14 protein-coding genes are annotated in these 14,211 nt (G+C 71.6%); 3 read left to right on the top strand and 11 right to left on the bottom strand.

Going from position 1 to position 14,211, the window contains the following annotated elements; all coding sequences use genetic code 11:
- Nucleotides 1-28: 28 nt before the first annotated feature.
- From AB0436_RS05155 to AB0436_RS05145, 3 genes are all read right to left on the bottom strand, one after another.
- Entirely contained in the window at nt 29-1,111 is a 1,083-nt protein-coding gene (locus tag AB0436_RS05155) for a Gfo/Idh/MocA family oxidoreductase (protein WP_366466333.1), read from the bottom strand.
- Entirely contained in the window at nt 1,096-1,764 is a 669-nt protein-coding gene (locus AB0436_RS05150) for a ThuA domain-containing protein (protein WP_366466332.1), read from the bottom strand. Before AB0436_RS05150 ends, AB0436_RS05155 begins: the two co-directional genes overlap by 16 nt.
- Before the next feature lie 267 nt (nt 1,765-2,031).
- Nucleotides 2,032-2,637 carry a TetR/AcrR family transcriptional regulator gene (locus AB0436_RS05145; protein WP_366466331.1) on the bottom strand — a complete coding sequence of 202 codons (606 nt, stop codon included), beginning with the start codon at nt 2,635-2,637 and terminating at the stop codon, nt 2,032-2,034.
- A 199-nt stretch (nt 2,638-2,836) separates the two neighbouring features.
- Here AB0436_RS05145 and AB0436_RS05140 point away from each other — a divergent pair, with 199 nt between their 5' ends.
- Nucleotides 2,837-3,694, top strand: a complete 858-nt coding sequence (locus tag AB0436_RS05140; protein WP_366466330.1) for a phosphatase PAP2 family protein — start codon at nt 2,837-2,839, stop codon at nt 3,692-3,694.
- A complete protein-coding gene (locus tag AB0436_RS05135; protein ID WP_366466328.1) occupies nt 3,691-4,641 on the top strand; it encodes a DMT family transporter in 951 nt (316 codons plus the stop codon). Before AB0436_RS05140 ends, AB0436_RS05135 begins: the two co-directional genes overlap by 4 nt.
- On the opposite strand, the gene AB0436_RS05130 is transcribed toward AB0436_RS05135, so the two are convergent.
- From AB0436_RS05130 to AB0436_RS05105, 6 genes are all read right to left on the bottom strand, one after another.
- The gene (locus AB0436_RS05130; RefSeq protein ID WP_366466327.1) at nt 4,635-6,161 is read right to left on the bottom strand and encodes a cytochrome P450; all 1,527 of its coding nucleotides are present in this window, start codon (nt 6,159-6,161) and stop codon (nt 4,635-4,637) included. The two genes, AB0436_RS05135 and AB0436_RS05130, sit on opposite strands and share 7 nt — an antisense overlap.
- Nucleotides 6,162-6,231: 70 nt before the next feature.
- Nucleotides 6,232-6,846 (bottom strand): ATP/GTP-binding protein, encoded by a 615-nt coding sequence (locus AB0436_RS05125; protein WP_366466326.1) that lies wholly within the window; start codon nt 6,844-6,846, stop codon nt 6,232-6,234.
- A complete protein-coding gene (locus AB0436_RS05120; protein WP_366466325.1) occupies nt 6,827-7,201 on the bottom strand; it encodes a DUF742 domain-containing protein in 375 nt (124 codons plus the stop codon). The genes AB0436_RS05125 and AB0436_RS05120 overlap by 20 nt, the downstream gene beginning before the upstream one ends.
- Nucleotides 7,198-7,605 carry a roadblock/LC7 domain-containing protein gene (locus AB0436_RS05115; RefSeq protein ID WP_365855155.1) on the bottom strand — a complete coding sequence of 136 codons (408 nt, stop codon included), beginning with the start codon at nt 7,603-7,605 and terminating at the stop codon, nt 7,198-7,200. Before AB0436_RS05115 ends, AB0436_RS05120 begins: the two co-directional genes overlap by 4 nt.
- Nucleotides 7,602-9,179: an ATP-binding protein gene (locus tag AB0436_RS05110; RefSeq protein WP_366466324.1), complete on the bottom strand. Its 1,578-nt coding sequence runs from the start codon at nt 9,177-9,179 to the stop codon at nt 7,602-7,604. Before AB0436_RS05110 ends, AB0436_RS05115 begins: the two co-directional genes overlap by 4 nt.
- Nucleotides 9,180-9,459: 280 nt before the next feature.
- Complete coding sequence (locus AB0436_RS05105) at nt 9,460-12,096, bottom strand: AAA family ATPase (protein ID WP_366466323.1); 2,637 nt, start codon at nt 12,094-12,096, stop codon at nt 9,460-9,462.
- 228 nt (nt 12,097-12,324) lie between these two features.
- On the opposite strand from AB0436_RS05105, the gene AB0436_RS05100 reads away from it, so the two are divergent.
- Nucleotides 12,325-13,098 (top strand): DUF2127 domain-containing protein, encoded by a 774-nt coding sequence (locus tag AB0436_RS05100; protein ID WP_366466322.1) that lies wholly within the window; start codon nt 12,325-12,327, stop codon nt 13,096-13,098.
- Here the strand turns inward: AB0436_RS05100 and AB0436_RS05095 are convergent.
- On the bottom strand, nt 13,088-13,708 hold the full coding sequence (locus tag AB0436_RS05095; protein WP_366466321.1) for a histidine phosphatase family protein: 621 nt from the start codon (nt 13,706-13,708) through the stop codon (nt 13,088-13,090). The two genes, AB0436_RS05100 and AB0436_RS05095, sit on opposite strands and share 11 nt — an antisense overlap.
- 149 nt (nt 13,709-13,857) lie before the next feature.
- Nucleotides 13,858-14,196 (bottom strand): hypothetical protein, encoded by a 339-nt coding sequence (locus AB0436_RS05090; protein WP_366466319.1) that lies wholly within the window; start codon nt 14,194-14,196, stop codon nt 13,858-13,860.
- Between the last annotated feature and the right edge of the window lie 15 nt (nt 14,197-14,211).

Below are 14,211 nucleotides of genomic sequence, written 5' to 3'. Positions count from 1 at the left end.
AGCGGCCGCACCCGTACCGGGGGCCGGTTCACCGCAGGCACACGGCTTCGGGACGGGCGCAGCTGCTCGCGACGGGCAGTGCGGAGCCCCGGTGCGCGGAGTCGAGCAGGGTGAGCATCACATCGAGGACGTGCCGGGAGAGCTCGGCCGATGCCCGGTGCGGCCTGCCGTCGGCCAGCGCCTCCGCCAGATCGGCGAGCCCGGTGCCGCGCCCGGCCCCTGAACGGCCCGCCGATACCGGCAGCGTCTCCCACTCCCCACCCGGCCTGTGCAGCTCCACCGGCCCCTCGAATCCATTGGGGTCGGGGACCGAGAGGGATCCCTCGGTGCCGTGCACCTCGATGCGCGGCAGTCTCGCCGCCTGGATGTCGAAGCTCATGACGAGAGTGGTGAGTGCGCCGCCCGCATGCTCCAGCACGCCGGTGACATGGGTGTCCACCTCGACCGGAAAGCGAGCCCCGGCGCGCGGCCCGCTGCCGATCAGCCGCTCGTGACGCGGCCGGGACGCCGCGCCGGTGACCCGGACGACCGGGCCGAGCAGGTGGACCAGGGCGGACAGGTAGTACGGACCCATGTCGAGCAGCGGCCCGCCGCCGGGCCGGTAGTAGAACTCCGGGTCCGGGTGCCAGCGTTCGTGCCCGGCGGTGGTCATGAAGGCGGTGGCGGCGACGGGGGTGCCGATCAGCCCGTCGTCCACGGCCTTGCGCGCGGTCTGGGTCCCGGTGCCGAGTACGGTGTCGGGCGCGCAGCCCACCCGCAGCCCGGCGGCCCGCGCGGCGGCGACGACCGCGTCAGCCTCTTCGCGGGTCGCGGCGAGTGGCTTCTCGCCGTACACGTGCTTGCCTGCGGCGAGTGCGGCCAGGGCCACCTCGGCGTGCATCGCGGGGACGGTGAGGTTGAGTACGGCGTCGACATCCGCCCTGGCGACCAGTTCGGCGGCCGAGCCGACGACCTCGGCGCCCGGTATCCGCGCGGCCGCGGTCCCGGCTCGGCGGGTGTCGAGGTCGGTGACCGCGGTCAGCCGTATGCGGTCGAGGTGTTCCAGTGTGTCCAGATAGGCGCCGCTGATCCGTCCCGCGCCGACCAGGCCGATCCTCAGCGGCTCGCCCACAGCAGCCCCCTCTCGGTGAGCGTCCGCACCTCGGGCACGTCGAAGTCGTCCGGCTTGTGCCCGATGGTGGAGACGAACACCCGGCCCGCGCCCCAGTTCCTGGTCCAGACGGCGGGCATGGTGACGGCCCGGTCGCGCTCGCCGCCTGCCGGAAAGACGGTGGTGGCCAGCACGTCGACCAGCGGGTCCGTCGACATCCAGTACTGCTCGGTGTCGACCCGGAAGTCACCGAGCCCGGCGATCACCGGGTGGTCGGACCGCTCCGGCACCGGGTTGACCGCGTGATCGACGAAGCCGGGCGGGTGCATCAGGAACTGACCCCCGGTCAGCTGGTGATAGCCGACATCGCCGCGGAAGGCATCGACGATGCCGCCGTGCCAGCCGGCCAGTCCGGTTCCGTCGCGTACGGCGGCGGCCAGCCCCTCGCTCTGCTCTCCGGTGATCTCGCCCATCGTCCAGCACTGCACCACCAGGTCGGTGGCCGCCAGCCGTTCGGCGTCGGTGTACACCTCGAGTGTCTCGCTGACATCGATGTCGAATCCGCGATCGCGGAGGAAGGGCAGGAAGAGTTCGGTGGTCTTCACCGGCTGATGGCCCTCCCAACCGCCGCGGACGACGAGGGCCTTGCGGGTGGCGGACGTCTCGGATGTCATGGTCGTCGGACACTCCCGTCGGTGGTGCGCGGCACGGTCCGGCGAGGGACCGGAGCTTCGTGAGCGCGCGAGTCCCCCGGCCAACGAGGGGCCGCGCTGCGGAGTTCCTTCCCGACGGCTGATACGTCGCCGCCCGGAGCCGGCGGGCGGGCCGGTTCCGGGCGGCGGCACGCGCCGCCCCCGTCCCCACGGTGCGGCGCGGGCGTACCGTCGTCATCCCGGGACGACGGTCGCCGGTCTTGAGATATCAGGCCGGGTGACGGGCCATCAGGTCCTGGCCAGCCCGAGGCCGGGGAGCACCGCGCCCTCGACGAAACGGACCAGGTAGTCAGCGTCGACGTACTCGCCCTCCAGCATCGGGCGTACCCGCAGCGCCCCGATCAACTGCGCTGCGACGAACTCCAGCGCCGGATGGCCGGCGGGCACCTCGCCGCGTGCCACGGCTCGGGCGATCATGGCGTCGATCGCTGCCGCGGCCGGTTCGAGAAGCCCCTCCCGGAGCGCTTCGAGCAGTTCCCGGTTCTGCAGAGCCGCGTGACTGATGGCGTGCATCAGCGGGGTGTCGCGCCCGGAGTGTGCGCCCAGCGCCTTCGCGGCCTCGCGCAGATCATCTGCGAGGTTGCCGGTGTCGATGGCGGTGAGGGCTCCGCCACGGGTCCCGCGCAAGGCGCAGGCCACCAGCTGGGGCTTGCTGCCCCACTGCCGGTAGAGCGTGGATTTGCCGCAGCGGGAGCGCGATGCGACGCCTTCCATCGTCAGCGCGTCGTAGCCGCTCTCCCGGAGGAGCTGCAGCACTGCCTGGTAGAACTCCTGCTCGCGCTCCGGCGTGATCTTGGAGCGCGAGGACGGTGTCGCGGAGTCCTGGGGCGGCATGAGCTCTCCCTTTCGGCGTGGCCGTCGGTGGTGGCCGTCGGTGTGACGAGCAACATCGGAAATCAAGTGTACCGATACGCCAGCGTACCGATACGCTGCTGTTCCGATACGTCGGCGTATCGGTACACTTTCGTTTCGATGCGCCGCGGTCGGACCACGGCACGGACCCACTGGTGACCAACGTGAAGGGGCGCGGGAGATGGATGCCCGAACCGATCCTGCCGAACGGGAGCCGGACGCTGCTGCCCGCCCGCCCCTCGTCCGTGAGCTGCTGCTCGTCGTCGGACTCTTCCTCGTGTACAAGCTCGGCCGGCAGATCGCGAACGGCCATGTCGCCGAGGCGTACCGCAACGCCGGTGACGTGTGGAACGTCGAGCGGGCGCTGCATCTGCCCGGCGAGGGCACCGTGCAGCGCGCGCTGCTGCACAGCGACACGCTCATACACATCGCGAACACCTATTACGCGGCCGTGCACTTCCCGGCCACCATCCTCTTCCTGGCCTGGATGTACTGGCGCCGGCCACGCCACTACCGGTGGGCGCGGTGGGTTCTCGCCGCAGTGACCGGCGCCGCGCTGGCGCTGCATCTGCTCCTCCCGCTGGCCCCGCCGCGGATGCTGCATGCGGCACATCTGGTGGACACCGGGCAGGTGTACGGGCCGACGGTCTACGGATCGTCGCCCGCCACCGACTCGATGGCCAACCAGTTCGCCGCGATGCCCTCGCTGCACTTCGGCTGGGCACTGATGATCGCCATCGGCCTGATCGCCGCGACCCGCTCGCGGTGGCGCTGGCTGTGGCTGCTGCACCCCTTGGTCACCCTCGGGGTGATCGTGGGCACCGCGAATCACTACTGGCTCGACTCGATCGCGGCCGGTGTGCTGCTGGCGCTCGCGCTGGCCGTCATCCGGGTGCCCGACCGGGTGGCGGCCGGGGTGGCGGCCGGTGCGCACGCCGGTCCGCCGGTCGGTCCGCCCGCTGGTCCGCCCGGTGGCCAACCCGTCGATGCCGTCGGTGAACCTGCCCGTGAACTCGCAGCGGGGGGAGCTCGCCGATGAGCGCGACCGTCCTGGCCGTCGGTCTCTCGCTGCTGTCCGCCGTCGGCTACGCCACGGCCGCCGTCGCGCAGGAACGTCTCGCCGCCCGCACCCTGCCGAAGGCCGGGCTGCTGCGGTTGCTCGGCCGCGGCGCCTGGTGGTGGTCGGTCGGTCTCAACGCCGCCGGGGCGTTGTTGCATGTGGCGGCGCTGAAGTACGGCTCGCTCACTCTGGTACAACCGCTCGGCGCGCTCACCCTGGTCGCGGCGGTGCCGCTCGGTGCCCGCCTCGCGGGACGACGGGTCGCCCGGGTCGAGTGGCGCGGCACGGTGCTCACCCTGCTGGGCCTCGGCGCCCTGCTGCTGACCACCGGCGGCTCCGCCCCGCACGAGACGCTCGCGCTGCCCGACGTCCTCGGGATCGCCGTGGTGTCACTGGTCCTGGTGGGCGTGCTGGTCCGGCGCGCGGGACGGCCGGGCGGCCGACCGGGTCTGCGGTTCGCCGCCGCGTCCGGCATCGTCTCGGGAATCGCGTCGGCGCTCACCCAGACCGTGACCGTCTCGATGACCGACCGCGCCACGGGCCCGCTGCTCGACTGGCGCACCGCCGTGGTGGCCCTGCTGGTCGCGGCCTTCGCCGTCGGCGGGCTGCTGCTCTCCCAGACCGCCTACCGGGACGGGCTCGGCGCACCCCTCGCCATGGTCACGCTCGCCAACCCGGTCGCCGCGTCGGCGATCGGCCTGGCCCTGCTCGGCGAGCGCCTGCAGGGCGGCGCGACCGGGGTGCTGCTCGCCCTGGTGGGCGCGGTCGCTGCCGCCCGCGGGGTGGTGCTGCTCACCCGGACGACCGTCACCACAGCACCGGCCACGAATCTGCCGGCGATGCCGCCGCAGGACCGGGCAGGGGCACGGACACCGGCAGCCGCACCGGCGCCCACGCCTGCACCCGTCCTGAGCTCCCGTCAGTAGCCGCGCCACCAGCTGGTCAGCGCGCCCCACAGCCGCTTGGGAGCCGAGCCCCTGCGCTGCGCGGGGATCGGGGCCGCGGTGGGCGGGGGCGGTGCCTGGACCGCGGGGGCCGGCTGCGGCGCCGGAGCGGCGTGGGGACCGGGTCCGCCGGGTGCGGGGGTGGTCACCTCCCAGTCGGCACGCGGGACCGGCATCGCCGCCGGAGACGGTGCCACCATGATGTCCTGCGGCGGCCGCGGCGCGAAATACACCGGCAGTTCCCTCAGGTGACGGGACATGAGCGAGCTGGTCCAGCGCAGCTCGTGCTCCTCGACGGCGAGCTGCACGTCCGGCAGTCGCATCAGCAGCGCGTCGACGCCCACATCGGCCATGGCCCGTCCGATGTCCTGGCCCGGGCATTCGTGGGCGCCGCCGCTGAAGGCCAGATGGGCGCGATTGCCCTGCATGGAGGCGTGCGGGTCGGGGCGTACCACCGGGTCGATGTTGCCGGGGGCGATCCCGACGATGAGTGCGTCACCGGCCTTGATCCGCTGGCCGCCGAGTTCGGTGTCGCCGACCGCCCAGCGGCCGAAGATCGTGGTGAACGGGGGCTCGTCCCAGAGGGTCTGTTCCACTGCCTCGGGCACCGTCATGTGGCCGCCGCTGAGCTGGGCCCTGAAGCGGGGGTCGGTGAGCACCATGCGGAGCACGTTGGCGATCAGGTTGGCGGTGGTCTCGTAGGCGGCGATGAGCACCAGACGCAGGTGCTGACCCACCTCGTCGTCGCTGAGCCCGGCCGGGTGCTCGATCAGGCGGGAGGCGAAGTCGTCCTGGGGCGCGGTGCGCCGCGCCGCCACCAGCCGGGTGATCGCGGACATCACGAAGGCGTTGCTCGCGATGGCGGTCTCGGTGCCCTTGATCATGTCGCGGGCCGCCTGCACCAGGTCTTCGCTGTACGCCTCCGGCATCCCGATGAGCTGGCACATCACCATCATCGGCAGGTGCTCGGCGAACCGGCTGACCAGGTCGGCCCTGCCGTCCTGGCAGAAGTCGTTCACCAGCCGGTTGCTGAAGCGGTTGATGAACCGGCGGGTGCTTCGGCTGTCGATGCGCGCGATGGCATCGGTGACCGCGCTGCGCAGCCGCTCGTGGTCGGCGCCGTCGGCGAAGGAGCAGATCGGCTGCCAGGTGAAGACCGGCGCCAGCGGGTGATCGGGGGGCGCGGTGCCGTCCTGCAGGGCCCGCCAGCGACGTGAGTCGCGGGAGAAGAGGGAGGGGGTCCGGGTCATGTACAGGTTCTCGCTGTGGCCGAGCACCAGCCAGGCCGGTACATCGCCGTGCAGCAGCACGGGCGCCACCGGGCCGTGTTCGGCGCGCAGCTTCTCGTACAGGCCCATCGGGTCGTTCTCGGCCTCGGCTCCGTACAGCCGGCGCAGCCCGCCGGCACCGATACCGCCGTTGCCGAGCGCGTGGGCCGGGCACTGCGGTGGTGGTACGGCCGCGCCGCCGGGGCCGAGCTGAGGATCGAAGGGGGATGTCACGGGTCACTCCAATTACGTACGGACAGGGGGACGGCCCGGCGTGTCCGGAGCGCCAACCCCGGACACCCGCTCAGGCACGTCGCGTGGCGAGGGAGTGCAGGTAGCGCATGAGGGTCATCAGGGTGTCGCGGCTGGACGCGCGCTGCCGGGCGTCGCAGTCCACGATCGGGACCTCCTCCGGCAGGTCGAGTGCGACCCGCAGGGCCTCGAGCCGGTGGCGGGGGGCGTCGGGGAAGGTGTTGATGGCGACGATGAACGGCACTCCGCGCTCCTCCAGGCGGCCGATGACGTCGAAGCTGACCTCGAGCCGTCGGGTGTCGACCAGCACGACGGCTCCCAGCGCACCCTCGAACAGGCCGTTCCACAGGAACCAGAAACGTTCCTGGCCGGGAGTGCCGAAGAGATAGAGCACCAGTTCTTCGCTGATGCTGATCCGGCCGAAGTCCATCGCCACGGTGGTGGCGGTCTTGCTCTCCACGCCGGAGTTGTCGTCGACGCCGACCCCCGCCTGGGTCATCGTCTCCTCGGTGGTCAGCGGACGGATCTCGCTCACCGAACGCACCATCGTCGTCTTGCCGACACCGAAGCCGCCGACGATCACGATCTTGACCGCGGCTTTGGCCGTGTCGGGCAGAACGTCTTCGCTCCGGGGGCCGGCGATCGTGTCAGAGCTTCTGGAGTCCATGCATCACCGCTTCGAGAAGGGCCCGGTCGGGAAGTGTGGCGCGGACGATGGGCGCGCGCGACTCGACCAGTTCGGCCGCGAGGAGATCGGTCAGCAGCGCGGTCACCACGCTGAACGGCAGGCGCAGGTAGGCGGAGATCTCGGCCACGGACAACGGCGACTTGCACAGCCGTACGATCGCGGCCTGCTCCGGCTGCACGGTGGGGGACGGGTCGGCGCGGGCGACCACGATGGTGACCAGGTCGAGCGCCGCCCGCTCGGTGCCGTCCGGGCCGCCGGTGAGCACGTAGAGCCGTTCGGGGTCTCCGGCATCCTGGTCGGCCGTACGGCGTTCTCGTCGGGGCGGGGACGTCATCCGGCCTTCCCGTCCTGCCGCGGCGGGCTGGCCAGATGGGCTCCGATCCGTACGACCATGTCCCGCATCTGGGCGCCGACCAGACCGGCCTCCACCCGCTCGTCGGTAAGGACCGCGAGGTACGAGCCGGGGCCCGCCGCCATGAGGTAGAAGAACCCACCGGTGATCTCGATGACGACCAGCCGCATCCTGCCGTCGCTGCCCGGGATCTCGGTGGCGACGGCGGCGGCGAGACTCTGAAGCCCGGCGCAGGCGGCCGCCAGACGGTCGGCGCCGTCCGGGTCGCCCCCGTGCCGTGCGATGCGCAGGCCGTCCGCCGAGAGCACCACGATCTGCTGGATTCCGGGGACGCTGGTGGCGAGCTCCTTGAGCATCCAGTCCATGTTGCCCAGCTGCTGAATCACGTCAGGTCCCCCTTGTCCCGCGCGTCGCCGGACTCTCCGACCGCCGAAGGCTCTTGCGGCACGCCGTTGGCCGCCTTGGTGAAGGCTTCGAGCCAGATTCCGGGCTGCGGCTCCTCCTTCTCCTCGATGTGCTCCGCTTCCGGCGCCGGGTACGGGTCGGGCTCGGGCGCCTGCGCGGGCACCAGCGGGCCCGTTTCCCCGGCCCCGAACGAGGACCGCATGCGGCTGCGCCGCTGCGGGAGCCCGTTCGCGGTCCACTCGGTCACCACCGGTACGTCGTCTTCCATCGAAAGCGCCATGGGCAGCGGCTTCTTCGGCGCCTTGGCCTTGCGCGGAGCCCGCGAAGGAAGACGGTCCGCGAAGGCGCCGATACCGGTGTCCCCGGTGCGGGGCTCGCCCGCCGCGCCGATCCCGTGGGCGATACCGGGGGCCGGGCCCGTGGTGATCACCTCGCGGGGCACGATCAGCACGGCGCGGACGCCGCCGTAGGCGGACTGGCGCAGCGCGACCTTGAGGTTGTACATCCGGCTGAGCCGGCCGACCACGGCCAGGCCCAGGCGGGGCGACTCCCCCAGGTCGTTGAGGTCGACCCCGGCCTGCGCCTTGGCGAGCATGCCCTCGGCCCGCTTGTGGGCCTCCTCGCTGAGGCTGACGCCACCGTCCTCGATCTCGATGGCGACACCGGTCTGCACCTCGACCGCGGTGACATGGACCCGGGTCTGCGGCGGCGAGTACCGGGTGGCGTTGTCGAGGAGTTCGGCGCAGGCGTGGATGAGCGGCTCGACGGCGGTCCCCACGATGGCGACCTTGGCGATGGAGTGCAGTTCCACCCGGGGGTACTCCAGGATGCGCGACATGGCGCCGCGCAACACGCTGAACAGCGGGACCGCCTTGGGCCACTGACGTCCGGGGCGGGCGCCGCCGAGCACCGAGATGCTGTCGGCGAGGCGGCCGATCAGGGCGTTGCCGTGGTCGAGGCGGAGCAGGTCGTCGAAGACCTCCGGCTGCCGGCCGTGGTCCTCCTCCATCAGCCGCAGCTCCGCGGCCTGCTGGTGGACGATGGCCTGGACCCTTCGGGCGATGCCGACGAAGGCGAACTGGGCTCCCTCACGCTGGGATTCCTCGTCGTCGACGATCTTCAGCAGGGAGGCGAGGATCTCGCGCTGCGCGGACGGCAGGTCGCGGTACACCTCACTGTTGTCGACCAGGACCCGCATGACCTCCAGCGGCGACTCACCGTGCTTGAGCCGGTGGATCGCAGCGGGCATGAGTTCCTTGGCGAGCCGTACGGTTTCCGCGTCGTGCGCGGCGAGCCGGTGTTCCAGAAACGCCAGCCGCTCGCCGTACACCCGGTGCAGGGTGCGGGACGCGGCGGCGCGGCGGACGAGTTCGGCGACGAGCAGGGCGACGACGACGGTTGCCACCGCACCGGCCCACACAAGTGGTATCCGGGCGGCTCGGTTCACCGCGACCGCGCCGACGGCGGTGGCTGCCGACGTCAATACGACGGAGAGCAGCAGCGCACGAACCAGCGGCGCTGTCCGATCGGTTGGAGGCGCCTCAACGCGAACCATGTGATCCCTCTGGCAGTTGACGGTGGGGAGAATCGAACTATCAAGACATGTGGGAACAAACGCATGAATACATGTCATCTCAACTCACAGTGAGCGAGCGTAGCCCGATCAGATCACCGCGACGGCATATTCTTCCAACCTTGTGCGGTCGGCACCCGAGAGGAATAGACTCGCCGGTTTTACACAGTCAGCTCTCGTTCAAACACGCGGAGTAGCCGAACAATTGTGGCAATGTCCGGCGAACGGTGGCGAGTTGACGCCGGAGTCACCATCGACCGGCTCAGCGGCCGCGGCCGGCCCGGGACACCAGACCGTCGGCACCGCAGGCCTCGGCGAGCGTCAGTCCGCGCTGCAGATCGGCTTCCGACCCGGTCGCCATCGCGAAGTCCACCCGAGCGAGCGCGTGTTCGTAGGCGCAGGGTGATGCCTCGAGATAGGCGACCGCACCGCCGAGCAGCTCGACCGCCCGCCGACCGGTTTCGAGCGTGGCGGCGATCCGCATCGACTCGCCGATGGCGGTGTCCGTCCCGATGCGCTCGGCCCGGTCCCGTACATAGGCGGCGAGCCGCACCGCTCTGGGGCGGTCCTCGGTGGCCAGCGCGCACACCAGATCGCCGGCCCAGGGCGCCATGATGCCGTTGTGCCGGCCCCGCAACCGCAACGCCTCCCCGACCGCCTCGAGTTCGGCCACTGCCTCCTTGACGCGTCCCTGGGCCAGCAACAGTCGGCCGCGCACCGACGGCGCGTCCGGAATCACCATCGGCGCCGGGTACGGCGGGGCGAAGCCGTAGCGGTCGGCGACCTCGACGGCCTCTTCGACATGACCCCTGGCGAGCAGGGTGTCGATGAGCATGCTGGCGGCATCCCAGTTCAGCGGCATGCCGTTGCCCACCCGCTCGGCCAGGCGCAGGCTCTCGCGGAGATAGCTCTCCGCCTCCGCCAGCCGTCCACGCCTGCGCTGTACATAGCCGATCAGCGCATGGGCGAACGACAGGTGGCCGCCGCTCCAGCCGGCCGCCTCGAAAGCGCGCAGGGCTTCGGCGAAGAGGCTCTCGGCCCGGTCGAGCCGGTCGGCGAAGGCATACGAGAGGCCGAGCAGCGCCGCAGGCTCGAAGCCCCACTCCGCGCTGGTCCAGCCGATTCCGGGCGCCAGCCGGCCGTTGATCAGGGCGCGGTCGCAGATCTCGACGACCTCCTCGGCGCTCTCGCCGCGTGCCGTGCCGTCGAACGCCCGCAGTATCAGCAGGATCCGCTCGGAGTTGTCCGAGCCGCTGAGGCCGTCGGCCATCGCAGCGAGGCGGCGGGAGCGTGCCGGGCCGTCGTCCTCGACGGCCTGCACGCCCTCCCAGAGGAACTGCGCGCTCTGCAACCGCCGCCTCGCCGGGCCCGGTTCGGTCCGCTCCGCCTCGGTGGCCGCGACCTGTGCGGCTTCGGCCGGCTGGTTGTTGTGGGTCAGGGCCTGGGAGAGCCGGAAGACGGCGTCGACCCGGGTGTCCGCGTCGAGACCCGGCTGCGCGAGCGCCTCCCGCAGATGACCGACCGTGGTGGCGGGGGATGACAGCAGCGTCGCGCAGCCCAGTTCGTACAGCACCCGGGCTCGCACCGTGGGCAGCGGCGGTTCGGCCAGTGCGCGCTCCAGGCAGCGCCTCGCCGCGTCCGGCGCGCCGACGGCGAGGTGCTCGGCGGCCGCCTCCCGTAACTGCTGAACCAGTTCGGGATCCTCGTCCGGATGGACCTCGAGGAGGTGGCGGGCGGCTGCCGCCGGTCCCCTTCCCGCCTCGGTGACCGCCCAGGCCGCCCGGCCGTGCATGGCGGTCCGGGCGGCGGCGGGCACCGCCCGGTAGACGGCTCCCGCGATCAGCGGGTGCACGAACTCCATCGGGTCGCCGCCGGTCAGGATGCGGGCCTCCCGGAGCCGAGCGGCACAGGTGGCAGCCTCGGCGGGCCCCAGGCCGGCCAGCGACGCCGCCAGCTCGAGCGAGATGTCGGTGCCCAGGATCCCGGCCGCCCAGGCGAACCGGGTGGCGGCCGTGCCCAGCCGTTCCAGCCGCGCGATCAGCCCCGATCCGCGGGCCGAGGCACCGAGCGCCCGCAGCGCGCCGGCCGAGTCCTCCACCGGCTCCAGCGCGTCGTCCCGCACCCTGGCCAGCAGCTCCACGGTTTCGTACGCGTTGCCGCCGGTGACGGCCCAGACCTCGCGGCAGAACGGGTCGTCCGCGTGTTCGCCGAGCGCCGTCCTGGAGAGCTGGGCGATGGCGTCGGGGGTGAGCGCCCGCAGCCGTACGCACGCCGTGGCAGCGGACTCCAGCCTGCGGAGGTACTCCGCGGTGTCGCCGACTGCTTCCCCGGTCCGATAGGCGAGGACGACCAGGACCGGAAGTCCGCCGGGGCGCTGAGCGAAGGCAGCCAGCCAGGCCAGCGTCTCCAGGTCGCACCAGTGTGCGTCGTCCACCAGCAGCACCAGCGGGCGGTGCAGCGCGGCGAGCCGCTCGACCAGCGAGTCCAGCCCGTCGCGCACGCCCTGCGGGTCGGTCCGGTGGGCGTTCGGCGGCGCTATGCCGAGGGCGGGTCCCACGATGTCGTAACGGTCGCCGAGCAGGTCCCTGGCCTCACCGCCGGGGACGCCCACCGTCAGCGCGGGCTGCAGGAGCCGGCGCACGGCATGGAAGGGGACGGAGGTCAGCACCTCACCGCAGCGGGCGGACCACACCGTGCAGCGGTCCGCCGCCAGCTCGCGCACCGCTTCGAGGATCGCTGTCTTGCCGAAGCCTGCCTCACCGCTGTAGATGAGGAGCCCGCCGGTGGACCCCTCCGCCGGCTCCGAGCAGAGCGCTGTCACGCCTCGCGCGGCGGCGGCCAGCTCGCTCTCCCGCTCCAGCAGCGGCGCAGCAGCCGGGCGTGCTGTCCGGGACCCCATCGTTCCTCCCCTGCCACCTACGGATTTCGAGAGTATCCCGGTGGCTCCGCACCGCGTGCGGTGCGGAGCCACCGGTTCGCCGTTCAGCGGAACTCCGTATGTCCGGCGGGAGTTCCCGATACCCTCCCTCTCCCGTCCGCCGTGCGTCGTGCGTCGTCGCGGCGCATACGATGCCTTACGGCGATGCGCCACGACCGATCAACCGAGCAGTCACAGGGGAACCGACGGATGAAGATCGACTGGGACCGGCGCACCTGCGCACGGCGCGGGCATGTCACCTACGCCCCGCAGGAGCCGGAACTGCGGGAGCGACTGCATGCCTCGACGGGGCTGGGCGAAGCCTGGCGCTGTCTGCGGTGCGGCGACTTCGCCCTGGGTGCTCCGCACGGCTCGGGGCCGGCCGACCAGGCACCGCTGGTGCCCCGGGGCAAGGTGCTGCGCGACATCTTCATCCTGCGGTTCCTCGCCGTGGAACGGGCGGTGCGCGGGGTGTTCATCGTGCTGGTCGCGGTCGCCGTGTGGAAGTTCAGCAACAGCCAGGACGCGGTGCGCCGGCTGTTCGACGAATATCTCAACGTGCTGCGCCCGGTGTTCCGCCACTTCCATTACGACCTCGACCACTCGCCGGTGGTCGGGACCATTCAGAAGACGTTCGGGTACAAGCACTCCACCCTGGTGCTGGTGGCCGTCCTGCTGCTGGTCTACGCCCTGATCGAGATCATCGAGGGCGTCGGGCTGTGGCGCGCCAAGCGCTGGGCCGAGTATCTGACCGTGGTGGCGACCGCGATCTTCCTGCCGCTGGAGATCTACGAGCTGACCGAGAAGATCAGCTGGCTGAAGATCGCCACCCTGGCGATCAACATTCTGGCGGTGCTGTACATCCTGCTCGGCAAGCGGCTTTTCGGGCTGCGCGGAGGCCATGCGGCCTTCGAGGCCGAGCGGCAGAGCGCCTCGCTGCTCGAAGTGGAGACCACGGCCGGGGTGGGCGCCCTCACGCCGTGACGGCGGGGGTCTCGTTCCAGGCGGCGATGACCGGGCGGTCGTGCTCGGTGCCGAGCCGGCTCACCGACGCGGTGTCCAGCCGGAAGAGCGCCCCGGCCGATGCCGGGAGGCCGAGTCGCCGCGCGGTCAGCACCCGCAGGAAATGCGCGTGGCCCACCAGCACCACATCGCCGCCCCGACCGTCGAGGTCGGCGTCGCGCAGTGCGGCGTCGACGGTCTTCAGCACCCGGTCTGCGCGCTCGCCGACCTCCTGAGGCGTCTCGCCCGGGTGCTCGGGCGGCCCCGGCACCACACCATCGGTCCACAGATCCCACTCCGGCCGGTCCCGGTGGATCTCCGCCGTGGTGATCCCCTCGTATCCGCCGTAGTCCCATTCGTGCAGGTCGGAGTCCAGGAACGCGGTACCGAGCCCGGCCAGCTCGGCAGTCCGCCGGGCCCGGCTGAGTCCACTGGTCAGGGTCAGCGCGACACGCCGCTCGGCCAGCAGCGGAGCGACCGCCCGGGCCTGGTCCTCGCCGAAACCGGTGAGCGGGAGATCCGTCCAGCTGGTGTGTTTCCCCGTGCGGCTCCAGCTCGTCTCTCCGTGCCGGACGAGAATCAGCTCACCCATGACCATCCTGCCCTCTGCTTCGTTCGACGCACTGCCGGCGCCTGACGCCCCGCGACGCCGTGTTGATGTTGTACGACGTCTTCAGCCTGTCACGAACAGCGATAATTCCCGCAGCGGCGACCGGACCGGCGTGATGCCGTGCGCACCGCTCAGCCGTCTTTCCACGACCGCAACGGACTCCGCACCGGCCGGACACCGTCGTACACCGTCAGGAAGAGTTCCAGGTCCTTACGCTCCGCCTCGCCCGCGCCTCCGGCGGCGAGACGGTCACGTGCTTCCGTCCACGCCCGCTCCATGTGGCCGGTGCGCTGGAGGTGGCTCCACAGCAGGCGGAAGGCCTGCTGGTGGTCGTACAGGTTCGTCTCGTACGAGCGGGTGGTGATATGCCGGGCCTGGGCCATCAGGGCCTGGAAGTTCTCCCGGTCGCCCCGGCCCAGCAGCTCCGTCAGATGACGGTCGTACACAGTCGGTTCCAGCTCATCAGTCATGGCGGCCAAGACCCT

Origin of the sequence: Streptomyces sp. NPDC051322 (genome assembly GCF_040689485.1) — a bacterium.
Lineage (GTDB): Bacteria > Actinomycetota > Actinomycetes > Streptomycetales > Streptomycetaceae > Streptomyces.
The sequence above is the reverse complement of the archived record's forward strand: the minus strand, read 5'-3'. Positions and strand labels throughout refer to the sequence as shown.